The 24,581-nt window shown below is 69.2% G+C and carries 19 protein-coding genes; 7 read left to right on the forward strand and 12 right to left on the reverse strand.

What is annotated here, in order from left to right:
• Positions 1–29: 29 nt before the first annotated feature.
• The 5 genes from HUA75_RS10310 to HUA75_RS10330 all read right to left on the reverse strand — a co-directional run bounded on the left by HUA75_RS10310 (position 30) and on the right by HUA75_RS10330 (position 5,507).
• Positions 30–1,310 carry an MgtC/SapB family protein gene (locus HUA75_RS10310; RefSeq protein ID WP_254627483.1) on the reverse strand — a complete coding sequence of 427 codons (1,281 nt, stop codon included), beginning with the start codon at positions 1,308–1,310 and terminating at the stop codon, positions 30–32.
• A gap of 34 nt (positions 1,311–1,344) precedes the next feature.
• Positions 1,345–2,427 (reverse strand): aquaporin, encoded by a 1,083-nt coding sequence (locus HUA75_RS10315; RefSeq protein WP_174486266.1) that lies wholly within the window; start codon positions 2,425–2,427, stop codon positions 1,345–1,347.
• 160 nt (positions 2,428–2,587) lie between these two features.
• Positions 2,588–3,439, reverse strand: coding sequence for an S-formylglutathione hydrolase (gene fghA, locus HUA75_RS10320; RefSeq protein ID WP_174486267.1), 852 nt, complete (start codon positions 3,437–3,439; stop codon positions 2,588–2,590).
• Positions 3,436–4,548 carry an S-(hydroxymethyl)glutathione dehydrogenase/class III alcohol dehydrogenase gene (locus HUA75_RS10325; protein WP_141645331.1) on the reverse strand — a complete coding sequence of 371 codons (1,113 nt, stop codon included), beginning with the start codon at positions 4,546–4,548 and terminating at the stop codon, positions 3,436–3,438. Before HUA75_RS10325 ends, fghA begins: the two co-directional genes overlap by 4 nt.
• A gap of 173 nt (positions 4,549–4,721) precedes the next feature.
• A complete protein-coding gene (locus tag HUA75_RS10330) occupies positions 4,722–5,507 on the reverse strand; it encodes a tetratricopeptide repeat protein (protein ID WP_141645332.1) in 786 nt (261 codons plus the stop codon).
• Positions 5,508–5,851: 344 nt separating this feature from the next.
• On the opposite strand from HUA75_RS10330, the gene HUA75_RS10335 reads away from it, so the two are divergent.
• A complete protein-coding gene (locus tag HUA75_RS10335) occupies positions 5,852–6,598 on the forward strand; it encodes a hypothetical protein (RefSeq protein ID WP_174486268.1) in 747 nt (248 codons plus the stop codon).
• Between the two features lie 89 nt (positions 6,599–6,687).
• Here HUA75_RS10335 and HUA75_RS10340 read toward each other — a convergent pair whose 3' ends face one another.
• Positions 6,688–6,993: a hypothetical protein gene (locus tag HUA75_RS10340; RefSeq protein ID WP_174456713.1), complete on the reverse strand. Its 306-nt coding sequence runs from the start codon at positions 6,991–6,993 to the stop codon at positions 6,688–6,690.
• A 72-nt stretch (positions 6,994–7,065) separates the two neighbouring features.
• On the opposite strand from HUA75_RS10340, the gene HUA75_RS10345 reads away from it, so the two are divergent.
• Complete coding sequence (locus tag HUA75_RS10345) at positions 7,066–7,974, forward strand: sigma-70 family RNA polymerase sigma factor (protein ID WP_174486269.1); 909 nt, start codon at positions 7,066–7,068, stop codon at positions 7,972–7,974.
• A 51-nt stretch (positions 7,975–8,025) separates the two neighbouring features.
• Here the strand turns inward: HUA75_RS10345 and HUA75_RS10350 are convergent, their stop codons facing one another.
• A complete protein-coding gene (locus tag HUA75_RS10350) occupies positions 8,026–11,868 on the reverse strand; it encodes a G8 domain-containing protein (protein WP_217446014.1) in 3,843 nt (1,280 codons plus the stop codon).
• 313 nt (positions 11,869–12,181) lie between these two features.
• On the opposite strand from HUA75_RS10350, the gene HUA75_RS10355 reads away from it, so the two are divergent.
• A complete protein-coding gene (locus HUA75_RS10355) occupies positions 12,182–13,729 on the forward strand; it encodes an alkaline phosphatase (protein ID WP_174486271.1) in 1,548 nt (515 codons plus the stop codon).
• Positions 13,726–14,178 carry a hypothetical protein gene (locus HUA75_RS10360; RefSeq protein ID WP_141645338.1) on the forward strand — a complete coding sequence of 151 codons (453 nt, stop codon included), beginning with the start codon at positions 13,726–13,728 and terminating at the stop codon, positions 14,176–14,178. The genes HUA75_RS10355 and HUA75_RS10360 overlap by 4 nt, the downstream gene beginning before the upstream one ends.
• Before the next feature lie 15 nt (positions 14,179–14,193).
• Here the strand turns inward: HUA75_RS10360 and HUA75_RS10365 are convergent, their stop codons facing one another.
• Positions 14,194–15,420, reverse strand: coding sequence for a metallophosphoesterase (locus tag HUA75_RS10365; protein ID WP_174477010.1), 1,227 nt, complete (start codon positions 15,418–15,420; stop codon positions 14,194–14,196).
• A 191-nt stretch (positions 15,421–15,611) separates the two neighbouring features.
• On the opposite strand from HUA75_RS10365, the gene HUA75_RS10370 reads away from it, so the two are divergent.
• Entirely contained in the window at positions 15,612–16,382 is a 771-nt protein-coding gene (locus HUA75_RS10370; RefSeq protein ID WP_174486272.1) for an SDR family oxidoreductase, read from the forward strand.
• Between the two features lie 48 nt (positions 16,383–16,430).
• On the opposite strand, the gene HUA75_RS10375 is transcribed toward HUA75_RS10370, so the two are convergent.
• The 4 genes from HUA75_RS10375 to HUA75_RS10390 are packed head-to-tail and all read right to left on the reverse strand — an operon-like array spanning position 16,431 to position 21,432.
• Positions 16,431–17,636, reverse strand: a complete 1,206-nt coding sequence (locus HUA75_RS10375; RefSeq protein WP_141645341.1) for an ABC transporter permease — start codon at positions 17,634–17,636, stop codon at positions 16,431–16,433.
• Between the two features lie 23 nt (positions 17,637–17,659).
• The gene (locus tag HUA75_RS10380; protein ID WP_174486273.1) at positions 17,660–19,153 is read right to left on the reverse strand and encodes an efflux RND transporter periplasmic adaptor subunit; all 1,494 of its coding nucleotides are present in this window, start codon (positions 19,151–19,153) and stop codon (positions 17,660–17,662) included.
• A 45-nt stretch (positions 19,154–19,198) separates the two neighbouring features.
• Complete coding sequence (locus tag HUA75_RS10385) at positions 19,199–19,915, reverse strand: ABC transporter ATP-binding protein (RefSeq protein WP_141645674.1); 717 nt, start codon at positions 19,913–19,915, stop codon at positions 19,199–19,201.
• An 8-nt stretch (positions 19,916–19,923) separates the two neighbouring features.
• Positions 19,924–21,432: a TolC family protein gene (locus HUA75_RS10390; protein ID WP_254627484.1), complete on the reverse strand. Its 1,509-nt coding sequence runs from the start codon at positions 21,430–21,432 to the stop codon at positions 19,924–19,926.
• Between the two features lie 569 nt (positions 21,433–22,001).
• On the opposite strand from HUA75_RS10390, the gene HUA75_RS10395 reads away from it, so the two are divergent.
• Together HUA75_RS10395 and HUA75_RS10400 are read left to right on the forward strand one after the other, a co-directional pair.
• The gene (locus tag HUA75_RS10395) at positions 22,002–23,216 is read left to right on the forward strand and encodes a sensor histidine kinase KdpD (RefSeq protein WP_246137460.1); all 1,215 of its coding nucleotides are present in this window, start codon (positions 22,002–22,004) and stop codon (positions 23,214–23,216) included.
• A gap of 3 nt (positions 23,217–23,219) precedes the next feature.
• Positions 23,220–24,566 (forward strand): sigma-54 dependent transcriptional regulator, encoded by a 1,347-nt coding sequence (locus HUA75_RS10400; protein WP_141645657.1) that lies wholly within the window; start codon positions 23,220–23,222, stop codon positions 24,564–24,566.
• Positions 24,567–24,581 lie beyond the last annotated feature (15 nt).

The following is a 24,581-nucleotide window of genomic DNA, read 5'->3' on the forward strand; positions in this document are numbered from 1 at the left end:
GACCGACTCGCTCGACTCGGCCCCAGGGCTCAGGGGAACAGCCCTCCGATTCGGGTCTGGACGAAGGCCCCGGCGAGGCCCAGGACGAACACCGTGCCGAGGGCCCATCCCAATCGCACGGTGAGCGCCCGCTGCCCCGCCACTCGTGCCACCACCACGAAGCTGACGGCGGCGCTCGCGAGTGACGCGATGGTGGCGCCGACTCCCGCGGTGGTCGGTGACAGCGACCCATGCGAACTCAGTGACGCGGCCGAGGCCACCGCCGAGGCGCTCGACACCAGTCCTCCCAGCGCGCTCACCGCATAGAAACCCGCGTGGCCCAGGAGGCTTTGCCCCACCGTGCCCACGACCTGGAACAGCAGCAACATTGCTCCGAACTTGAGCGCGGACGTGAGCGAGAAGGGACTCTCCAGGGGCAGCGAGGGCACGGCGGCCGTGCTGCTCGGAGTCTTGCGGGCCCTCACCAGCGCGAGCCCGATGCTCGACAGCAGGATGAGCGTGAGCGGCACCACGGAGTTCACCAGCGCCCGATAGGACAGGATGCCGAGCAGTGCGGCATTGCGCATCGCCATCGCCGCCGTGGCCAGCATGACGCCTCGATACGCCACGTCCTGGAGCCGTCCGTCCGTCTCCTTCACGCGATGGGCCAGCTCCGTCACCGTGACGGTGCTGTTGACGAGCCCTCCCAGGAATCCCGTCACCTCCACGCCGCGCGTGCCGAAGAGCTTGAGCAACACGTAGTTCACGAACCCCATCGCCGCGATGAGGATGACCGTCACCCACGCCACGCGGGGCACGATGAGCCCCCATGGGTCGACGGGCGCGGTCGGCAACACCGGGTAGATGGCGAAGGCGAGGATGGCCAGCAGTATGGCGGAGCGCAGCTCCTCGGCGGTGATCTTGCTGCTGAAGCCCGCCAGTCGCTCCTTCCATGTGAGCAGCCCCGCGCTCGTCACGGCCACCGCCGCGGGTGTCACCACATGCCCCAATCCACACAGCACTCCGGTGAAGCCGGTGACGAGGAGCGCGGCGGAGGTGGTCAGCTCCGCGCCCTCGTTCGCGCGCAGCGACTGCCAGTTCAGGAAGCCCACCAGCACACCCAGCAGGGCCACGGCGGTGATGGCGAACGGAGTGCCCAGCAGCCCGCCCATCGCCCCCAGCAGCGATGCGAAGCCGAAGGTGCGCAAGCCGGCCTCCTTGCCACGCCACTCGCGCTCCAATCCCACGAAGAGCCCCACACCCAGGGCCAGCGTCAAACGCATCAACGTCTGGAGCGGCGGCCACGCAACGGCCGGCGGAAGTCCTTCCATCAAGGGGGAGCCTCTCCTTCGTGGATCGAAGTCTTCAAGTGGTGTGACGCGGTGCCTCGTGCGCCGCGTCGCCCACGGCGTGCAGCCGCGACCATCCGCGCTCGCGCAACAATCTCTGGATGGGCTCGCGCAGTGACGCTCGGAGTCGCTGCACCTCATCCGGAGTGCCATCTTCACTCACGGGCACCCGCCAGGAAGCGCCGCCTCCCGCCAACGGAGGCGCATCCTCACCGGCCAGGACCAGCCGCACCACGAGCGGCGGCGGTCCGTTCGCATCCCCGTCACACGCGGCGCCATCCACCGTGGCCCGGGCCCGGTCCTGGGCGGAGAGGCCATTGAAGACGGTGACGGCCTGCTCGGCCACGGTTGGACGCGAGCACTGGAAGACGACACACCAGGGCCTGTGCGCGGGCTTCTCCGCGGGCATCATCAACCAGCGGAAGAGCAGCACGGCGAGCGTGGCGCCCAGCATCTGCGCGGCGACGAAGGACTCGACATCCATCGCATGCAGGGCGCTGGCGCGGGTGCTTACGGCGCGTGCGAGGATGAGCGCGGGATTGGCCAGCGAGCGCGAGTCGGTGAACCAGACGGTGGCGGCGGCGTAGCCCGCGACGATGAGGGGCGTGGCGGAGGGACGGCTGCGCACGCACCCGCGCACCACCACCAGCAGGCCGAACGTGGCGACCAGCTCCGTGAGGAACTGCGCGGAGCTGGCCGAGGGCGCGCGCGTCGCGATGAGCAGGGGCTCCCCACACATGAGGTGGGCCACCAGCCGTCCGACCAGGCCACCACCGAGCTGCGCGAGCACGTAGCGCGGCACGTCCCGCCACGGCGTGCCGTCCTCCAGCGCGTCCGCGAAGGTGAGGGCGGGATTGAAGTGCGCCCCGGACAACGGCTGGAGCACCAGCGTGAGGCAGGCGAGGACGACGCCCGCGGCCAGGGACATGAAGAGGCGCCCGTCGGTGGCGCTCACTCCCAGGTGCTCCGCGCCGTGGTGGGCCCCTTCGAGTGCCACCACGAGCAGCCCGCAGCCGAGCGCTTCGACCGCGAGCCTCCGGGGCCGGTTCAGGCGCCCCGTGCCGGACGGTGTCGTCGTGGATGGAAGTGCACCCGTCATCGCCCGGCCCTCCAGCGGATCTCCCACCCTATGCCTCGACGAAAGGGTCGTCAAAGGCGGGCGCGAGGGCCCGAGCGAAAGCCGACGAGTGGTCGGGCTTGCTCGCTCGCGGAGGGCCCGGACGTGTCCGTCACCGGGCCCCCGCGAGGTGTCCGCGAGGCTACGCGTTCAGCGCCGCGGCGTGGTGCCGCAGGTGGTCCTCCATGAACGTGGAGATGAAGTAGTAGCCGTGGTCATACCCGTCATGGGTGCGCAGCGTGAGCGGCTGCCCCGTGGCCTCGCAGGCCTCTTTCAGCAGCTCCGGCTTGAGCTGTTCCTGGAGGAACTTGTCGCCCGTTCCCTGGTCCACCAGCAGCGGAGGAAGCCGCGTCTTCGCGGAGCGGATCAGCTCCGTGGCGTCGTACTCGCGCCACGTGGCCGTGTCCTCGCCCAGGTAGCCCTTGAAGGCCTTCTGGCCCCACGGCACGCGCATGGGCGCGACGATGGGCGCGAAGGCGGACACGGAGCGGTATCGCCCCGGATTGCGCAGCGCGCACACCAGCGCGCCATGGCCGCCCATGGAGTGCCCGAAGATGCCCTCGCGGTCCTCCCGGGCGGGGAAGTGCTCGGCGATGAGCGCGGGCAGCTCCCGGGTGACGTACGTGCCCATGCGGTAGCGCGCGGACCAGGGCGCCTGGGTGGCGTCCAGGTAGAAGCCCGCGCCCACGCCGAAGTCCCAGGACGCGTCCTCGCCGGGATAGCCCGCGCCTCGAGGACTGGTGTCGGGTGCCACCAGCATCACCCCCAGCTCGGAGGCCACGCGCTGCGCGCCTCCCTTGATGAGGAAGGTGTCCTCCGTGCACGTGAGGCCGGCGAGGTAGTAGAGCACCGGCACCTTGCGCTCCCGCGTCTGAGGCGGAACGAAGACGCCGAAGCGCATGTCACCCCCGCACGCCTCGGACACGTGCTTGTAGAAGCCGACGGTGCCGTCGAAGCAGCGGTGCTGGCTCAGCAGTGTGGGGGCCGCCGTCATGAGTACTTCACCACGCTGCGGATGGACTCGCCCCGGTGCATCAGGTCGAAGCCCTGGTTGATGTCCTCCAGCTTCAGCGTGTGGGTGATGAGGTCGTCGACGTTGATCTTCCCGTTCATGTACCAGTCGACAATCTGGGGAACGTCCGTGCGGCCCCGCGCGCCGCCGAACGCGCTGCCCTTCCACACGCGCCCGGTGACGAGCTGGAAGGGCCGCGTCTTGATCTCCTGCCCGGCGCCCGCCACGCCGATGACGATGCTCTCGCCCCAGCCCCGGTGGCAGCACTCGAGCGCCTGGCGCATCGTGTTCACGTTGCCGATGCACTCGAAGCTGTAGTCCGCGCCGCCATTCGTCAGGTTGACGAGGTAGGGCACCAGGTCCCCCTCGACTTCCTTCGGATTGACGAAGTGGGTGAGGCCGAACTTCTCCGCCATGGCCTTGCGCGCGGGGTTGATGTCCACGCCGACAATCTGGTCCGCGCCCACCATGCGCGCGGCCTGCACCACGTTGAGCCCGATTCCGCCCAGTCCGAACACGACGACGCGCGCGCCCGCCTCCACCTTCGCCGTGTACACCACGGCGCCGATGCCCGTCGTCACGCCGCAGCCGATGTAGCAGACCTTGTCGAACGGGGCGTCCTCGCGAATCTTCGCGACGGCGATCTCCGGCAGCACCGTGTACTGCGCGAAGGTGGACGTGCCCATGTAGTGGTGCACGCTCTGCTTGCCCAACCGGAAGCGACTGGTGCCGTCCGGCATCAGGCCCTTGCCCTGCGTCGCGCGGATGGCCGTACACAGGTTCGTCTTGCGCGACAGGCACGACTTACATTGCCGACACTCCGGCGTGTACAGCGGGATGACGTGGTCGCCCTTGCGCACCGACGTCACGCCCGGCCCCACGTCCACCACCACGCCCGCGCCCTCGTGGCCGAGGATGGCGGGGAACAAGCCCTCCGGGTCCTGCCCGGAGAGCGTGAACTCGTCCGTGTGGCAGATGCCGGTGGCCTTCAGCTCGATGAGCACCTCTCCCGCCTTGGGCCCCTCGAGGTGAACCGTCTCGATGCTCAACGGCTTTCCCGCCTCGAGCGCCACCGCCGCGCGCACGTCCATACACGAGCCTCCCTGTGAAGTTTTGAGGGGCGCAGCGTAATGCGCACGGTGCCTTGGGGGCACGACGGAATCACCCCGTGACCTCCAGGAAACGCTTCTGCCTTCGAGAAAAAACGAAGGGCCTGGAACCGGTGCGCGGTTCCAGGCCCTGGAGCTTCAGGAAGGCGAGGGGACTACTGCGCGTTCGCCGCCTGGGCCTTGGTGGCCTTCTGCGCGTCGCTGAACTTCTTGGTCATGTCCGCGAACTGGCCCTGGAACTCGTCCATCCGCTTCTGGTGCTCGGCGGCGCGGGCGTTCGCCTCGGCGACGATGGCCGGGTCCTTCGCGTTCTCGGTGGCCTCCGACAGCGCCATCTCCTTCTGCTGCCGCTCGTATTCCATGAGGCGGCCCATCACCACGCGCTTGTTGAGGTACGTGTTGGCGGAGTTGGGGTTGAGGGCGATGACCTGGTCGTAATAGTTGAGCGACTTCTCCAGGTCGGCCTTGACGATGGGCGCCGCCATGGAGCGCGCACCACCGCGCTGAGCGTAGATTTCAGCAATCCACCCGAGGGACGCCTCGTCCTTCGGCTCGAGCTTCAGGGCCTCGTTGAAGTACTTCTCGGCCGCTTCCGTGGCACCGCCCTGCATGTTCATGCTGGCGAGCGTCCGGTACGTCTCGGCCTTCTCGGCCGGCGTGGTCTTCATCTCGAGGATCTTCAGGACGGCCTCGCTGGCCTTGTCCATCTCCCCGAGCTGGAGGTGGGCGAACGCCTTCTTCTCCCAGACCTTCTCCTGCTTGGGGTCCGCCTGGAGTGACAGCGCGTAGGCCGCGGCGGCCTCCTTGTACTCCTTCTTGCTCAGGTGATCGCTGCCCTTGATGCGGTGTGGCTTGGCGAGGTCCTCCTCGCCTTTACAGGCCACCGTGCCGCCCAGGGCGAGAACTCCGAACACCAGACCGACTCGTGCCAGTCGCTTCATGTGTGTGAACCTTTCGAGCGGGCCTGAGGAGTCGACCCCGGCCCCCTTCATCCTGCTGTCCGCTCATCGTGTGGGACCCGGCCTCACGGGTCCGAAAGCCCGGCAAGCATACCTGAAGTCCTGGCTCTGGCACCCAGGCCAAGCGCGCCTGCCCTCCAAGCTTTCGGGCTCCCTCCGGCCCCCGGCACCTCGACCAGCGGCCACCTGGCTCGGTCACTCGGGGTACGGGTCTCGGCGAGTCACAGCCAGGGCGCGGCGCTCGCTGCGTATGAACCGCGACAAGGCGCGGCGTCCGCACCCCGGCCGGGGGAGCACGTGGGGCACCCGTCAGGGGGAGTCAGGCGATGTGGAGCAAGAGGTGGGTGGGAGTCCTGATGATGGGGCTGATGGTGGGCAATGGGGTCGCATGCAGCCCGTTGAGGCTCGCGGTCCCGGAGACGTTGGCGCGCGAGGCCCGTCCGGTCCCCATCGAGCGGCACCAGCGGTTCCTGGGCACGGGGGGCACTCTGTCCGCCGCTGGATACTCCGCGCTGTATGCCACCGATGCGGTCGAGTTCATGAGCGGCTCGCTGCGCAACGCCACCGCGTGCGAGCGGAAGTCGGCCTATCGCTTCACGCTGGCTTCAGGGGTGCCGTCATCCCGTCCGACGAAGGTGGAGTGCCAGGAGAAGATGACGGGCGTGCAGGCGGAACTGGAGGCGTTGAAGGGGCAGTTCACCGTGGGCCGCGGCCAGAGCCGTGTCCTCTGCGAACTGGAAGAGGGCGGGCGCGTGGAGCTCACGCAGTCCGCGGAGCGCCAGAGAGCCATCACGGAGGCACCGGTCGTACGAGGGCAGGCGCAGGTGGGCGAGGTGCGCTTGAGTGTCCTGAGCGCCAGTCAGTCCCGGCACGGATTGCCGGTGTCCTATCTCGGCTTCCACCTGCTCCGCGATGAGCGGACGGTGGCCTCCGTGCAGGTGGTGAACCCCGCGACGCTGTGGATGGCAACGGACCTGTCGGCGGAGGAGCGCGATGCCGTGGTGCTCACCGCCTTTTCGCTGATGCTCCAGCGCGCGTGGACCCCGGAGGGGCCGCTGGACTGCGACGTGTAGTGTCTCGCGGGGTGTTGGTTCCGGAGTCCCGGCGATGGGCCCACCCTTGGACCCACGCCGGGGCCTCCATCGGTCCGCCTCGAGTCTCGTTACGGGGCGCTGCCGTACGAGCCGATCCGCTCGACGGGTAGCGGCTTCGGCGGCTCACCCACGGCCCAGCGGGCCACGGTGGCTTGCAGCGCTCGGGCCGCCTCGATTCCAAACAACGGATTCTCGATGCCTTCGTCCAGGTCGAGCAGCGCGATGAACTCGGTGCTGCCCGCTCGATGAAAGTATGAATAGCGCAGGCCCTTGGGCTGCTGTGCCCTCACGGCCTCGAACGCGGCCTGGACCGCTCGAGTCACCTCCTCGACACCTTGTTCCGCCACCTGGTAACGCACCATCAGTACAGGCATGACCGGCTCCTTGTTCTCGCGTCGTTCATCGCGTCTCTCGCTATGATGAATGGGGCGGATGAAAGGTGACCGATGGCGAATCACTCCGAGTTTGCCGAGCAGTTCGACCGGTCCCGCCGCCACCTGCGGGCGGTCGCGTTTCGCATGCTCGGCTCCACGGACGAGGCGGACGACGCGGTGCAGGAGACCTGGCTTCGAGCCAGCCGCTTCGATGCCCGTTCCGTCGTCAACGTGGCGGGCTGGCTGACCACGATTGTCGCGCGCGTGTGCCTGGAGTCGCTGCGCTCGCGCCAGCGACGGGGTGAGGAGTTTCTCGACGTCGCTGAACTCGACCGGGTCATCGCCCACGATGCCGAGGCTCATCCGGAGGGTGACCTGGTGATGGCGGAGTCCGTCGGGCTCGCGCTGCTCGTGGTGCTCGACGCGTTGGGGCCCGCGGAACGCATCGCCTTCGTGCTGCATGATTTGTTCGGCGTGTCTTTCGAGGAGATCGCCGGGATTGTCGAGCGCTCCCCTGTCGCCGCGAAGAAGCTGGCGAGCCGTGCCCGTCAGCGGGTGCGGGGCACGCCCACGGTTTCCGCCGCCGAGCTCCGCGAGCAGCGAGAGGTCATCGACGCCTTCCTCTCCGCTTCACGCGCGGGGGACCTGGAGGCCCTCCTCGCCGTGCTGGCGCCGGACGTCGTGCGCCGTGCGGACCGTGCCGCGCTGCGAGGTGAGGAGGAGACCGAGGTTCGTGGCGCCCGCCGCGTCGCGGAGGAGACGCTCACCAACTCCGGCCGAGCGCGCTTCGCCCGACCCGTCTTCGTGAATGGCGCCCTGGGCATCGTCGTCGCGCCGCTTGGGCGGCCGCTGCTCGTCCTCGAAGTCGAACGCCGAGGCGACCGCGTCGCGGCGTTCAACGTCATCAGCGACCGGGCCCGTCTCCGTCAGCTTCGATTCTCCGTTGTCGACCCCGTCCCCACCCAGGCATCTCCCGCGTGAACCGCCCAGGTGGGTGAGCCCACCTTCCCCTTGAACCGGGAAGGCGGAGCGCTACGTCGCCGTCGCTCGAATCCAGTCGATGTCGAACGCGATGCCCGAGCCCGACACCGGGTCCAGGCGCAGGTCGGTGATGGTCCCATTCCAACCGGGGACGCCCTGCATGTTGAACGTGAGCGTCTGGTACGTGCCGCCGCCGGAGTGGCCCACGGTCGCCACGCGCGCGCCGGAGAACCCGGGTTGGGTGTCGGTGGCGAAGAACAACTGGACGCCGGTGGGCGCGAAGGACCGCATGTGGACCCGGAGCGTCGCCACTCGGCTGGCTTCGAAGTTGTAGTCGCTGTTGATGAGTATCGCGTCGGCGCTGCTGGAGGTTCCGGTCAACACGCCACCGCTCACCGCTTGTCCCGCGATGTTGGTGCCCACCCAGCCTTCGGTGTCACCCAGCGCGTTGAACTCCACGGAGAGGTCCGAGGCGTCGAAGGCGTGCCGGTTCGCGCCAATCTCCACGGAGTCCGGCATCCTGTCTCCGTCCGTGTCGAGCGGTGGAACCACGAAGTCCGTCATCCAGGAGATGATGAACCCCTGGTAGCTGTCCGTGGCCACCGCCTTGATGCTCAGGTCTCCGCCCGGCTGCAGGTAGTACCCCGAGGCGGTGGAGGCACGGAGCGCGGCGAGGGATTCGCGAGGGGGAAAGCTCCCCTGATTGGTAAAGTACGAGAGCCCCCCCAGCTTTCCGAAGTCCTTGAAGTGGGCGATGTATGAGTCACCCGGGGTGGCGTCCACCATCTGCATCAGCACTGACTTGTTCGATGGAAGCGACTCGTAGGCATAGGTGTACTCATAGCCCTCGTTGACGATGACGGGCAGTTGATGCCATTCGCGGTAGCCGTCGACGTAGTAGACGTGCTCGGTGTTGGTCCCCGCCTTCCTGCGCGTGCAGGTGAGGTTGGGGCTCAGTTGCAGGTTCTCGTCGTAGTAGAGCAGGGAGAGCACGAACCGGTGGTCGCTCCGGTATGCGTACTCCCAGTTCGGCGGCTGGTACTCGTCTCCCACGAGCATGAACGGATGGTTGGACACGATGGCCGTGTTGGGCTTGCCGGTGATGCTCCCCGTGAGGTCTCGCAGCACGGTGGACCAGACGCGCGGGTGCTTGGGGTGCCCGGCGTGGGTGCCCGGCGTGGGTTTGCCCGTGGCGTCGCACAGCGTGCCTGATTCGTCGCAATAACGGATGCGGGGTGGCCCGGCGGGGGACATCGTGTTCCGGAGGAACGTGTGGTTGGGGTGCTTGATGGCCGCGCCCGTGTTCATGAGGAAATTGGCGTTGGCCGCGGTCCACCCGACGAAGTGGGAGTCACGGACCTGCCCCGCGCCGTCATAGACGCGGTAGGCGCTCCGCTCGCCGCTCACGAGGTTCTCCCCTGAGTCCGCCACGAACAGGCTCTGCTCGACGATGCTGTAGCTGGCCATCATGGTGCCGACGGTGTTGTCGACCATGATGTTGTTGCGGAAGACGAGGTTGCTTGTCGAACCACCGGCGCCAATCCCCGTGTAGAGCGCCATCGCGTTCGCGTACCACGTCCCGTCCTCGATGAGGTGGAGGTCCGGGTTCAACCAGCCATGGTTCGGCTCGATTTCATGGTCAGGGCTCAGCCTGTCGAAGATGTCGAACGCGCTCATGGTGCTGTGGGCGCTGTTGCCCTTGAACGAAATCAACGGGAGCGTCCGGACGGGCATGTCCCGGAATCGCGAATCCCCCGCGGACTGGCCCATGGGCTTGTCGGGGAACGCGAACCAGAAACCCGTGCCCTCGGTTCCCGCCGCGACGTTGTCCTCGAAGGTGTTCTGGGGATTGGTGATCCAATAGCTGGCCGGCGTGCGGTTCTGGACGGCGTTGAATTGGTTGTCGGAGGGGGTGACCTGCTCTCCGGGCGCGGGACGGCGGGTGAGCAGCGTCACGTTGCGCTTGATGACGTTGAAGCGCTCGCTGCCGTCCTCCAGGAACACGCCGTGGCCGATGTGGTCATGGAAGAAGTTGTTCTCCACCAGCGTGCTTTCGGTGCCGTGGATGGTGATGGCGCGGTTGTAGGAGTGGTGGATGCTGGAGTTCTTGAAGTACTGCCCGGCGCCCTCGGCGCCCAGCATGTGCCAGTGGAACGGGTAGCGCCCGAGCTTCGCCTTCTGGCCCATGTTGAAGAGCTCGACGCCGCTGATGTGCGCGCGCGAGCTGCCCATGATCATCACGTGCCCGCCGAACCCGTTGGCCGCGGACGTGGAATCTCCCTGCACCTTGATGTTGTGCGTGAGCAGGCCCACCTGGGCGCGCAGGTCCGCGGTCCACGTGCGTGAGCCGTTGGAGTAGGACTTCTGCACGCCGCTGTGTGCATAGGAGAGCGGGCTCGTCAGGGTGAGCCGCGTGTTGGTTGCGTCGAGGGACTGGATGACGCGCTGCTCGGCCTCGTTCCAGTTCCGGGTACTGGACACGACGACGATGACGTCGCCCTGCCGCCAGTTGACGGGCTGCTTCAGGACCAGGCTGTTGCTTCCCGCGCTCACATTCCCCTGGAGCTGTGTCCAGCTCACCCGTTCCTCGCCGTGCAGCCGGACGGTGGCGTTGGCCATGGCTCCGAGGAACTTGTCGCCCATTCCCATCACGTCGAGCGTGGGCTCGGATGCGTTGAGCGTGATGACGGCGGTGCTGGGGTAGGGCGTCAGCTCCTGGCCCAGCTCGAACAGGGAGCCTGGGCCCATCACCATCACATACCGCGTGGTGAGGGACACGGGCCGGTTCTGGACGCCGAGCACCTCGCCGTTCACCACGACGGCCCCTGGAGTGAGCGTGCCCTGGAGGCTGACCGCGCTGCCGAGGCCCACGGTGGCGGTGTCGCTCGCCGTCGGCACAGCGCCGCCCCAGACGTAGGCATCGTTCCAGTCGTGGACCATCTCCATCCGGAGGTCATCCACCAGCCCCGTGTGGTCTCCCGGAGACGTGTCCTCACCGAGCACACTCACCGTGACGGGCCCGGCGTTCAGCGCGAGCACCGTGGAGACGTGCTCGGTGTACTGGATGCTCCCGAGGCGGAAGTGGCCGACCTCCGTGCCATTGACGGTGACGCGGACGTCCTTGGCCGGGGGCTGGGTCGGGTCATTGGCGCGCAAGGCGGCCCTCAGCCGGAAGCGGTAGTAGCCCGTGCGCGGAAGGGTGACGGCGGTGGTGGCCGTGGCCCCGCCTTGGAGGAAGAGGACCTGAGCGCCCTCGGGCGCGGCGGGATTGGCGACGGTGAAGGCGCTCCCGTTTCGTGCGAGGCCCGCGCCCGCGGTGAAGCTCCAGGGGCTTCCCGTGGGCGCATAGACAAAGCCGGGGCTGGTGGGGATGGCGGGCGATTCGAAGCCGCTGATGCTGATGTCCCTCACGCGCGACGCCCTGAAGTCATCCACGAAGGCGGTGTCCCCGCCCTGGGGTTTGAGCCCGCGCAGCTCGACGGTGTGGGGCCCGGAGGTGAGCAGCACCGGTCCGGCCGTGAGCCGTTGGTAGGTCGCGCCGACGGGGCTCACGGTCAGGATGGCCGTGCCGTCAACGAGCAACTGGACGCTCTGGGCGCTGGTCGGGTCGTTTCCACGCTGCGCCGTGGAGAAGCTGAAGACGTAGTAGCCCGCCGTGAAGTTGAACGCGCGTGACGCCGTTCCCTCGGCCTGGAGGACGAGCACCTGCGCGCCTTCGGGCGCGTTGGGATTCCCCGACGTGAACGCCGTGGCGTTCCGGGAGAGTCCCGCACCGCCTGCCAGCGTCCAGCCAGAGCCGGCGGGGGCGTAGGCGTACCCAGGCGAGGCGGGGAGGGCAGGCACCTCGAACGTTCCGTTGGGCACCGTGAATGCGGTCGCCGACGCGGAGCTCAAGGCGGCGGCGCTGGCTTCAAGCGCGAAACACAGCGCCAATGAGAGAAGCAGCTTTTTCGGATAAAGCCAGAATGTCCGCATGGGCGGATTTATGGCTGTCATCACGGGGCGTCGTCAAATGGGTGGGGGGAGTCGTCGCGAGTGCGGGCTGCTTCGCGTCGCTGACCTGACACGTCATACGCGCGTCCGGAATTCGCGACTCTTGCCGGAGGTCTCGTTCATGCGTGGCTTTCGGGTGGCGGCGGTGGTGCTGGATGCCTGGCGGAAGTGGCCCTAGTGTGAGGGCCGGTTCCTTCCTCGGAGCGTGCGCACCATGACTGTCCTCACTCGACGAACCGTGCTCCAGGGGCTCGCCGTCACCGCCGCGGGCTGTGCCTCGACGCGCTCGGTGCGCGCGCCACGTCCCGGGCCGTCGCTACCCCTGGGCGCGCAGATGGGAGACCTGCGCACCGGCGCCGTCACCGTCTGGGGCAAGGCGGACCGGGCCTCGCGGCTCGTGGTGGAGTGGAGCGAGGACTCCCGCCTCGTGAAGGGCGTGCATCGCGTGGAGGGCGCCGCGCTCACCGCCGCGACGGACTTCACGGGCGTGGTGGACCTCACGGGCCTGCCGGCGGGGCGCGAGGTCTTCGTGCGCGTGCTCGCGGAGGACGGCGGCGTCACCGGCGAGGAGTGGCGCGGGCGGTTCCTCACGTCACCGGACTCGGCCAAGGACGTGTGCTTCGCGTGGAGCGCGGACGTGTGTGGCCAGGGTTGGGGCATCAACCCGGAGTGGGGCGGTTATCGAGGCTACGCGGCCGTCCATGCGCTGCGCCCCGACTTCTTCCTGCACGTCGGCGACGCCATCTATGCCGACAACCCCCTGCTGACGGAGGTCGTCCTCCCGGATGGGCGCGTGTGGCGCAACAAGGTGACTCCCGCCAAGTCGAAGGTCGCCGAGACGCTGGAGGAGCTGCGCGGGAACTTCGCCTACAACTTCCTGGACGACTCGCTACGAGCCCTCGCGCGGGACGTGCCCATTGCGTACCAGTGGGATGACCACGAGGTGCGCAACAACTGGTATCCGGGGCGCAGCCTCGCGGACGACCCTCGGTACACGCAGGTCTCGGACGAACGGGTGCTCGGCGCGCGAGCGCGTCAGGCGTTCTTCGAGTATTCGCCCGTGGGCGGCGCCGCGCGAGCCGAGGGCCGCATCCATCGCCAGCTCTCACAGGGGCCCTTGCTGGATGTCTTCATTCCAGACGTGCGCGCGTTCAGGGCGCCGAACTCCGTCAATCGGCAGGAGCAGCAGGGACCGGAGACGACGTTCCTCGGACGCGCGCAGCTCGACGGACTCAAGCAGTCGCTGGCGGCCTCCCGGGCGACGTGGAAGGTGATTGCGACCAGCATGCCGCTGGGACTCATCATCCCGGCGGAGAAGCTGCCGGATGGCGCCTACCTCATGGAGGCGTGGGCCAACGGTCCGGGTGCCCCGCTGGGACGCGAGCTGGAGCTGGCGGAGTTGTTGTCGTTCCTGAAGGAGCGGAAGGTGCGCAACGTGGTGTTCGTCACCGCGGACGTACACTACCCGGCGATGCACCACTATCACCCGGACCGCGCGCGCTTCCGCGACTTCGACCCGTTCTGGGAGTTCGTCGCGGGTCCGCTCAACGCGGGCACTTTCGGCCCCAGCCTGCTCGATGAGACCTTCGGCCCGGAGGTCAAGTGGCACAAGCCGGCGACGGTGATGAACGCGGCACCGTGGGAAGGACAGCAGTACTTCGGCAGCGTCCGCATCCAGGGCGACAGTGGCGTGATGACCGTCGCCATCCATGACCTGACGGGCAAGGCGCTGCACTCCGTGGAACTGGAGCCGAACCGATGATGCTCATGCTCGTCGTCCTGCTGGTGGGCTTTGTGTCGGCCGTGGTCGTCGTGCTCTCCATGAATCGTCCGGCAGGGCAGGGGGAGTCGAAACGCTCGGAGCTGGAGGTCTGCCAGCACTGTGGTCAGGCGCGGGAACTGCTCGACGAGGAGATGGATGACCTCCATCTGAATGATGAGCAACGCCGGCAGGAGCAGAGCGGTGCCGTCGACTATCACGTCTGGTGGTGTGGCTCCTGCGAGGACGGCGTGGTGACGCGCAATTCGCGGTTCATCCAGACGGTGGGCGTGTGCCGTGCGTGCAGTGGGCGCGCGGAGCAGTCCATGCGAACCGTCGTCCCCGCCACGGCCGCCCGTGGCGGCGAGCTTCAAGTGGAGCTGGCCTGTCAGGGCTGTGGCCACCTCCAGCGGTTCTGGCGCTACACGCCCCGCGCCTCGTTGGCGAAGTGAGGGCGGACGTGCCCGCTACGTGGTGAGCACGAGCTTGACCAGCTCCGGGGGACTGCCGACGCGCATGGGGGGCCCCCAGAAGCCACAGCCCCGGCTCACGTAGATGTGGGAGTCCTGGTGCCGGTAGAGACCGGCCGCGTGCTCCCATGCGAGGCCGATGAACAGCGTCATCGGGAGGAGCTGCCCGCCGTGGGTGTGGCCTGAAATCTGGAGGTCCATCCCTCGCTCCGCGGCCACCTTGAAGTTCGCGGGCTGGTGCGCGAGCAGCACGGCCGCCCGGTCCGGCGCCCGTCCCGCGAGCGCCAGGTCCAGGTCGTAGCCCTTCTGGTTGCGCCGTCTCCATCCGCTCCAGTCGTCCACGCCGACCAGGTCCAGGGATGCCCCCGCATCGCCGATGCGGACATGGCGGTTGCGCAGCGACTGGATGTCGAGCGTCTGGAGGAACGCCGTCCACTCCGCGTCACCGGAGTAGTAGTCGTGATTGCCGGTGACGAAGTAGCTGCCGTAGCGGGAGCGCAGGGCTCCGAGCGCGGCGACGGCGCCTCCCAGCGTGGGCACGTCCCCGTCCACCAGGTCGCCGGTGATGGCGAAGAGGTCTGGCTTGAGGGCGTTGGCCTGACGCACCAGCTCGTCCATGAACCGGCGCTGGATGAAGGGGCCCACGTGGATGTCCGTGAGCTGGACGATGGTGAGCCCATCCAGCGCTCGCGGCAGCTTGGGAATCCTGACGGCGAGCTCCGTCACCAGCGGCGGTGCATAGGCGCGCCAGTTCCCGTACGTCGCCAGCCCTCCGCCCGCGAGCGCGGCGCCTCCCGCCAGCGCGCGCCCCAGGAACTTCCTCCGCTCCTCGTCCACCCGGAGTTCGACGTCTGGCGGAGCCTCCGGCACGGTGGCCGTGGGCGCGGGTGGTGGGGCCGCGTAGCGCCGTTGAACATGCCGTCCCAGGCCGACGAGGGCCCGGAGGAGGTCCGTCGCTCCGAGCGCAATCACCAGACAGAGCGCCACGCCCATCCACGTGTACGTGGTCACCGTCGCGATGCGTTCGAATCCCTCGGGGAGGGCATCCAGCACGGTGCGCCGCATTCCCAGGAGCAACGTCAGGAGGCCCAGCACGACCAGGGCGACGAACCGGGCCGCGCGACCCCGCACCAGCTCACGGACCAGTCGTCGGTAGAGGTACAGGTGGCCCAGCACCGCGCCGAGCCCGATGAGCATCGAGAAGGAGAAGATCCTGAACGGCATGTGCGAGCGACCCGAGGCGAGAGCGGACGAGAAGGGTAACACGGTGCCCGCGCCATGGCCGTCCTGGAGACAGGCCCACGCCCGGGTCCTCGCGATTGAACAGAGTCCTCGGCGTCATCGCCGGGAATCCGCCAGAGTCTTTTCGGGCAGGTAGATTCCGTGGGGCAGGCGAGCGTCACGAGGGGACACGCATGGACAAGGTCATCGTCATCACGGGGGCAAGTGGGGGAATCGGGGCGGAGCTGGCCCGGGTCGCGGGGGCGCGTGGAGCGAAGCTGGTGCTGGCCGCGCGGCGTCGGACGGAGCTGGAGGCTGTCGCCAACCGCTCCGGCCGTGACTCGCTCGCAGTCGTCACCGATGTGACGGCTCGCGCGGAGGTGGAACGACTTCGTGACGCGGCGCTCGAACGCTTCGGTCGCATCGATGTCTGGGTGAACAACGCGGGACGCGGCATCACCCGCTCCGTGGCCGAGCTCACCGACGCGGACCTGGAGTCGATGTGGCGCGACAACGTGCACAGCGCGCTCTATGGGATGCAGGCCGTCCTGCCGCACTTCCAGGCGCGCAACGCCGGACAGATTCTCAACGTCTCCAGCACCCTGGGACGGCTGCCCGTGGTACCCCACCGCTCGGCGTACAGCGCGGCCAAGCACGCGTTGAATGCGCTGAGCGCCTGTCTCCGGTTGGAGCTGCGCCAGACGCACCCAGGCATCTCCGTCACGGTGGTGATGCCCGGAGTCGTGGCCACGGAGTTCGGCGCCAATGCGCTGGGCGGTGGGCCGGACTCGCGCGCACTGCCCGGGGCCCAGCCCGTCGAGGAGGCCGTGGAGGCCATCCTCGACGCCATCGCCCACCCGCGTCCGGAGGTCTTCACGAAGGCGTCCACGCAGGCCGAGGTCGAGCGCTACTACCACGACGTCGCCGCGTTCGAGGCGGACCCGGGCGCGCGTCCCGGGCGCTGAGCGGGGTGTGACGCCTGGGAGCAGTCGGGTTGCTCCCGGGAGTAGGCGTCATTCGTAGCGGAGCGATTCGATGGGCGCGAGGCTCGCGGCGCGGCGCGCGGGCCAGATGCCGAAGAACACGCCCACGGTGGCGGAGAAGGCGATGGCCACCACGATGGCCTCGGGGGCCACCACCATGGTCCATCCCATGAGCTTCTGGAGCACCGCCGCGCCCCCCACTCCCAGCACCAGTCCGAGCGTGCCTCCGGCCAGACACAGGACGAGGGACTCGACGAGGAACTGGAGCAGGATGTCCGTGCCCGTGGCCCCCAGCGCCTTGCGCAGACCAATCTCGCGCGTCCGCTCCGTCACCGAGACGAGCATGATGTTCATGATGCCGATGCCTCCCACCAGCAGGGAGATGGCGGCGATGCCGGCGAGCAGCAGCGAGAAGGTCTGCGTCGTCTCCTGCACCGTCGCGAGCAGCGAGGCCTGGTCTCGGATGTTGAAGTCGGCCGGCTCCTCGGGACGCAGGCGGTGCTCGCGCCGCAGCTTGAGGTCGATCTCCGCCATGGCGTCGTCCATGGTCTTCTCGCTCATGGCCTGCACGGCGATGGAGCGGATGCGGTCGCTGCCCATTACCCGGAACTGCGCGGTGGACAGCGGGATGTAGAGGCTCTCGTCGGGGTTGGAGAAGCCCTGGGAGCCCTTCTCCGCCAGCACTCCAATGACCTCGAAGGGAATGCCTCGGATGCGAATCGTCTCGCCCACCAGCGAAGAGGAGTCGCGAATCCCCAGCTGCCCGCCCGCCAGCGCCCCCAGCACCACCACGCGCCGCCGACCCCGGTCCTCCGCGTCGGTGAACATCCGGCCCGCGACGACGCGGGACTCGTTGATGCCGAAGTACGCCGGCCACGTGCCCACCACCGACAGGTTCGCGTTGCCCGCGCCGTACTCCACCTGGAAGCGCGACTCGATTTCCGGCGCCACGGCCTGGATGTGTTTGGCGTTGGTGCGCAGCGCCTCCGCGTCGTCGATGGTCATCGACGCCTGACCTCGACCGAGGCCGCCCGAGAAGGACTGGCCGGGGCGCACCGTCAGGACATTCGTCCCGAGCGTCTTCAGCCGCTGCTCCACCGAGCGCTGGGCTCCTTCGCCCAACGCCACCATGGTGATGACCGCCGCGATGCCGATGACGATGCCGAGCATGGTCAACAGCGACCGCAGCTTGTTGGCGAGGACCGCGTCGAACGCCACAAGGATGATTTCACCCATGACCTGCCTCCTCCTCCCGCCGACTAACGACCGCCGCGCCCACCGCCAGCACCACCACCCATGCCGGGCATCATTCCGCCGCCCGCCTGCCGCATCCGCTCGTTGCGCTGCGCCTGCTGCTGCTGGAGCTGCGCCACCGACACGAGCAACACGTGCTCGCCCGCCTCCAGCCCGCTGATGACCTCCGAGCTCTCCCAGTCACTCATGCCCAGCACCACGCGGCGCGGCTCCGGCCCCTTCGCGCCCTGCACGAAGACGAGCCCCGGTCGCGTGTCGCCCTGGGGCTGCTGGCCGTCGCGGTTGCCCCGGTTGCGCCGGCCTTCACCCGCGCCGTCCTGACCCGCGGCCGTCGCGGGAGTCGCCACGTTCACCGGCGTGGCCGTGCCCGCGCCCACGGTGCCCTTGTCGCCGCCCGCCACGGGCGCGCCCTCGGTGCCACCCGTCGACGCCGGGCCCTGTGGAGCGGTGTCCGCGCCGCTTCCCCCCGAGCCGCCCCGGCCCCGGCCCGCCCCGGTGGAGCCCGGCGGACGCATCAGCGAGCGCACCGACTCCTCCGTGAGTCCCACCGCCAGCGCCGCCGCGCGGGCATCCCGCAGGCCCACCACGGCGGAGTTGGGGACGGTGATGGCGTCGCGGCGGCGGGAGATTTCAATGGCCACCTCCGCGTTCATCCCCGGGCGCAGCAGCCCTTCCGGATTGTCCAGGCGCACGAGCACCGGGAAGAGGGTGACGTTCTGCTCCACCAGCGCCTGGGGTTCGATCTTCACGACCTCACCGACGAACGTCTTTCCCGGGTACGCCTCCATCGTCACGCGCGCCTTGAGGCCCGCCTTGAGCTGGCCCACGTCCGTCTCGTCCACCTTGGCGCGCACCTGCATGACGGACAGGTCCGCCATCTTGAACAGCGTGCTGCCACCGGACACGTTGGACGTGGCCGACGCGATGATCTGCCCGGGCTGAATCGTCCGCTCCAGCAGCGTCCCGGCGCTGGGGGCGCGGATGGTGACGTCGCGGCTGCGCTCCTTGGCGAGCTGGAGGTTCGTCTCCGCGCGCACCTTGGCCGCCCGCGCGGTGGCGTAGGCGTCCACCGTCGTCTCGTATTCCTGCTGGGTGACGTAGCCGGACTGACGCAGCGACTCCATGCGCTGGCGCTGGGCCTCCGTCGTGTTCAGTCGCACGCGCGCGGAGTCCAGGTCCGCCTGCGCCTGGGCCAGCGCGTTCTGCACGTCGCGCGGGTCGATCTCCGCGAGCAGCGCGTCCTTCTCCACCTTGTCGCCGGTGTCGAACAGCACGCGGAGCACTTCGCCGGACGCCTTGGACTTCACCTCCACCACTCGCAGCGGCTCCACCAGGCCGGCGGACTCCGCGACGACCTCCATGTCCCGGCGCTCCACCACGGCGACGGCCGCCGAGCGCTCCGGTGTGGCGGGCTCCGTGCTCCGCTGGGTGGCGTAGACGCCCGCTCCAATCAGGACCGCCGCGACACCCGTGATGACCATCTTCTTCGCCTTGCTCACGACGTCCTCCAGGTCTCTTCGTGGCCGCGCGATGCGCGGTCCCGCTCAATTCCGCTTCAGCTCGTCCCGCTCGATGACGCCGTCCTTCAAGAACAGCACCCGCCGCGCGTACGCCGCGATGTCCGACTCGTGCGTGACGAGCATCAACGTCTGCCCCTGGGCATGCAGCTCCCCGAAGAGGGCCATGATCTCCTCACCCGTCCGGCTGTCGAGCGCGCCCGTGGGCTCGTCCGCCAGCAGCAGCGCGGGCTGCGTCACCAGCGCGCGGGCGATGGCCACGCGTTGACGTTGACCGCCCGACAGTTCGTTGGGCCGGTGGTCCTTGCGTGCGCCCAGGCCCACCTTCTCCAGCATCGCCGCCGCGCGCTCGTGGCGGACCTTCTTGGGCACGCGCGCGTACACCAGCGGCAGCGCCACGTTGTCCAGCGCGGAGGCGCGGGGCAGCAGGTTGAAGCTCTGGAACACGAAGCCCAGCTCGCGGTTGCGGATGCGCGCGAGCGCGTTCTCCGTCATCCCCGCCACGGGTTGGCCGTTGAGCCAGTACTGCCCGCCGCTCGGCACATCCAGGCAGCCGATGAGGTTCATGAAGGTGGACTTGCCGGAGCCCGACGGGCCCATGACGGCCACGTATTCGTTGCGGCGGATGGTGAGGTCCACGCCGCGCAGCGCGCGCACCACCTCCGAGCCCATCGTGTAGTCCTTGCTCAAGCCCTCCACGCGGATGACCACGTCCGCGATGTCCCGCGCCGTCGAACTCTCCATGGCGATGCTCACAGCGGCCTCCCGGCGAGCGCTTCCAGTTCGGCGCGTGCGATGCGGTAGTCGAAGCGAGAGGACACGAGGTTGATCTCCGCCTGGACCAGGTTCTCCTGCGACGTCAGCAGCTCCAGGATGGTCGTCGCGCCCAGACGGTAGCGCTCTTCCTGCACCTTGAGGTCCTCGCGCGCCACCTCCACGGACTGCTCGGACAGGGTGATGCGGTCCGCGGAGAGGCGCAGTTGAGCCAACGCCTGGCTGGCCCCCGACCTCACCGCGCGCCGCGTGTCCGCGAGCTGCGCCTGGGACACGACTTCCTGCGTCCTGGCCCGCTGCACCCGCTCCTCGCGCAGGAAGCCGTCGAAAATGGGGTAGGAGAGGCCCAGGCGCACCGACCAGCTCGTCTTGCCTCCGTTGAAGCTCGCGTCCTGGTTGAACCAGTCGTAGCCGGCGGACAGGCGAACGGAGGGCAGGTAGGTCGCCTTCGCCACGCTCACGCCCGCCTCGGAGGCGCGCAGCGTGGAGGCCGCGGCGAGCACCGCGGGGGCGTTGGATTCCAGCTCCGTGATGAGCGCGGCCTCGGTGAGCGTGAACGGCTTGGGGCCCAGGTTCCCGTCGGCCTGGGCCTGCGCCGGGCCGTCCGCGCCGATGAGGCGTCCCAGCGACAGCGCCGCCGAGGTGCGCTGGGTCTCCGCCGTGCGCAGCGCCTCCCGGGCCGTGGTGTGGTCCAGCCGCGCCCGCAGCAGGTCGGAGCGCGTCGCCGAGCCCACCGCCAGTCGCCGCTCCGCCGCGTCTTCGTTCTGCCTGGCCCGCTCGATGCGCGAGCGCGCCACTTCTTCCAGGCCCGTCGCACGGAGGGCCTCGTAGAAGGAGCGTTCCACGTCGAGCACGGCGCTGGCGCGCTGCGCGGTGAGCTGTGCCCCGGCCGCACCGGACTGCGCGCGGGTCTGCTTGCGCGTGGCGCTGCGCTGGCCACCGGTGAAGACGTTCCACGACGTGGACAGGCCCGCGCTGTACGTGTCGTTGGAACCGGAGACGACGGTGCCTGTATCGGGCACGATGCGATCACTGCTGGAGAGCGAGCCCGTCGCGTTCGCCGAGAGGGAAGGGAGGTAGGCGCCCACCGCGCTGAGCTCCGCCGACGCCGCGTTGGTGACGGTGCCCTCTGCCTGCACCACCTGCGGATTCGCCTTGAGCGCCCGCGCGATGGCCTCCTCGAGCGTGACAGTCACGCCCTGGGGCTCTTCTGCCTGGGCCGTGAGGCTCTGGACCGGCGCGCTGTCTGGGACCTGGGGAGTTCCCTGAACCGGCGCGGCTGCGTCCTTCTTCGTCGTTTCCTGGGTGGGCGCGTCGGCCGGAGCCTTCTGTGTCTGGGCGGCGCTGTTCTGCTCCGTGCCGGGAGCCTGGGTGGGCGTCTGCGCCGCGCCCAATCCTGGCGTCGCCACCAGGCCGAGGAGGCCCAGCGTCAGCGCCGTCATCCGGTGGGGCCGTCTCTTGAACCACGCTCTCTTGAGCATCGTCATCGCAGCCATGTCCCGTTGAAGGCCGGTGCGCTTCTGGCGCGTCCGGCGGTTCCGAAGCAGGGTGACTGCATGCGCCTTGCCAGTTTTCAACACATTGAAACCTCAGGGGAAACCCGCGCGAGCGCTGCGAGAAGCGCCGTCCGAGTGCGGATTCCGCATGCGGTCCGCGAGGGCCTCCATCGGTCAGGCCGCGCGGCGTGAGGGCCGCGTGGGGGCGAGGCTTCGTGGGCCCCTGGCGAGGCGTGGGCCTCGTGCTTGCACACGGAGGCCGGGACGGGTGGGCGTGACGCGTGTCGCCGCCTGCTCGGACTGCGCTCCAGCGGCCTGTGCGCCGCGCCAACCCTCGGGGAGAAACGCATGGGCTCGACAGCAACCAGGCAATGGGGAGCCCGCGTGGCGCCACGCCGTGCGAGAAGGGAGTGCGGATTCCGCACCGTGCATGCAGAGTTCGCAGCGAGCGGAGGCATCTCATGGAGTGGGATTCACCCCGAGCGGGGTCATCGTCGATGAGCGGCGCGTCCCGTTGGAGGCCGCGTGGTCCGTGGATGCCGTGGGTCGCGGCGGGGCTCATGTGCGCCGTGCTCCTGTCCGCGGTCCTCTTCATCCGCAGGTCCGCGATGGAGTCGTCCTCGCTGGTGGTGCGAGGCATGGCCAACGTCCTGATGCACTCCGGGTTGGAGGCCTTCCGAGAGGGCTCGGGTCCTCCGAGCCAGCAGTCGCTCGATGCCTTCCTCGCGGCGAACCAGGAGGGCGGCCTGCGCTACGTGGCCATCATCGAGGACGGGCGGGTGCTGGAGTCGTCGGGTGAGGGCTCGCTGGGAGAGATTCAGGATGGCCCCCTGCTGCGCATCGAGGCGGGGCGGGGACGCTTCATCCATCGACTGCGCAAGCCGAAGCCGGAGGCCCCGGTCACGACGAGCGGGGGTGCGCCCACGGTGGACCCGGCGCCGCAGGAGCCGCGCCGCAACCTGCGCATCGGCTACGAGTTCGAGCCTGTCACCGCGCTGGAGTTGACGGACCGCGCGCAGCGTCTGCTGTTCATCGCGGCGGTGTCGTGCGTGGGAATCCTGGGGCTGGCCTTCGCCTTCTCGCGCTCCCTGGCGCAGCGCGAGGCCCTGGCGGCGGAGCTGGAGCGAGGCCGTCGGCTGGCGGCACTGGGCACCATGTCGGCGGTGCTGGCGCACGAGCTGCGCAACCCGCTGGCCTCGCTCAAGGGCCACGCGCAGTTGCTCGCGGAGCGCGTGGAGCGGGACGAGGTGCTGCGCCCCAAGGCGGACCGCATCGTGGGTGAGGCGGTGCGGTTGGAGCAGTTGATGAATGATCTGCTGTCCTTCGTGCGCAGCGGAGAGCTGCGGCGCACCGGGACGGACCCCAACGAGGTGTTGCGCGCGGCGGTGGAGGCCACGGGTGAGTCCAGCGTGCAGGCGCACTACCTGCCGAGCCGCGAGCAGTGGGAGCTGGACGCGGGGCGCTTCCAGCAGGCGCTGGAGAACGTGCTGCGCAACGCGGTGCAGGTGAGTCCGGCCGGGCAGCGCGTGGAGGTGGACGTGGCCCAGGAGGGCAAGTCGCTCGTGTTCATCGTGAGGGATTACGGGCCGGGCATTCCGAAGGGAGACGAGGAGCGCATCTTCGAGCCCTTCGTCACCGGGCGGCTGCGGGGCGTGGGCCTGGGCCTGGCCATCACCCGCCGCATCGTGGAGCTGCATGGGGGCTCGGTGAGCGCGAAGACCCATTCCGGAGGTGGCGCGGAGTTCCGGCTCATCGTCCCGGCGAGGGGGACCTGAGCCATGGCGCGCATCCTGGTGGCGGATGACGAGGAGGGCGTGCGCTCGTTCATCGCGGAGGCGCTCGAGGTCGAAGGCCACGTGGTGACGACGGCGGCGGATGGCGAAGAGGCCGCGCGGCTCCTGGCGAAGCAGGGCGTGGATTTGCTGGTGACGGACCTGCGGATGCCGGGGATGGATGGGCTGACGCTGCTGCGCAAGGTGCGCGAGGAGCAGCCGGACGTGGAGGTCGTCATCCTCACCGCGGTGGGCTCGGTGGAGAGCGCGGTGTCGGCGATGAAGGCCGGCGCGTTCGAGTACCTGCTCAAGCCGGTGGGAAGTCCGGCGGAGCTGCGACTGACGGTGGCTCGGGCGCTGGAGCGCCGCGCGCTGTTGAACTTCAAGGCGGAGGCGCGTCAGTCCACCAGCGAGGTGGTGCTGAGCTGGGGCGCGCCGTCGATGGGGCCCGTGGTGGAGGCGCTGCGCAAGGTGTCACCCACGCAGGCCACGGTGTTGCTCGTGGGCGAGAGCGGCACGGGCAAGGAGGTCGCCGCGCGGGCGCTGCACCAGTGGGGAGAGCGCTCGGAGGGGCCCTTCGTCGCGGTGAACTGCGCGGCCCTCACGGAGACGCTGCTGGAGAGCGAGCTGTTCGGCCACGAGAAGGGCGCCTTCACCGGCGCGGTGGCGCAGCGGCGCGGACGCATCGAGCTGGCGCAGGGCGGGACGTTCTTCCTGGACGAAGTGGGCGAGCTGAAGGCGGAGCTGCAGGCCAAGCTGTTGCGCGTGCTCCAGGAGCGGCGCTTCGAGCGCGTGGGGGGTACCCGGACGCTGGAGGCGGACGTGCGCTGGGTGGCGGCGACCAACCGCGACCTCAAGACGATGATGGCCCACGGCGAGTTCCGCGAGGACCTCTACCACCGGCTGGCGGTGTTCCCCATCCGGATGCCGTCGCTGCGCGAGCGTCGCGAGGACCTGCGTCCGCTGGCGGAGCTGTTGCTGCGCCGCATTGGCGAGGAGCTGGGACGGCCCGGGTTGAAGCTGTCCCCGGAGGCGTCGGAGCGACTGGAGTCCTTCTCCTGGCCGGGCAACGTGCGCGAGCTGCGCAATGCCCTGGAGCGCGCGGCCATCCTCGCCGACGGCGCGGTGGTGGAGTCGAGCCACCTGTGGCTGGACCCCACCAGTGCTCCGGCTCCCACGGCCACACCCGCGGCGGGCGTGCGCCTGCCGGACACGACGCTGGAGGAGCTGGAGCGGATGGCGATTGAACAGGCCATCGCGGACGAGGGTGGCAACCGGAAGCGCGCCGCGCAGCGGCTGGGCATCGGGTTGCGCACGCTCTACGACAAGCTGCGGCGCTACGGAATGCAGTGAGGCCAGGGGGCGCGA

This window comes from Myxococcus sp. CA040A (genome assembly GCF_013336725.1).
Classification (GTDB): Bacteria; Myxococcota; Myxococcia; order Myxococcales; family Myxococcaceae; genus Myxococcus; species Myxococcus llanfairpwllgwyngyllgogerychwyrndrobwllllantysiliogogogochensis.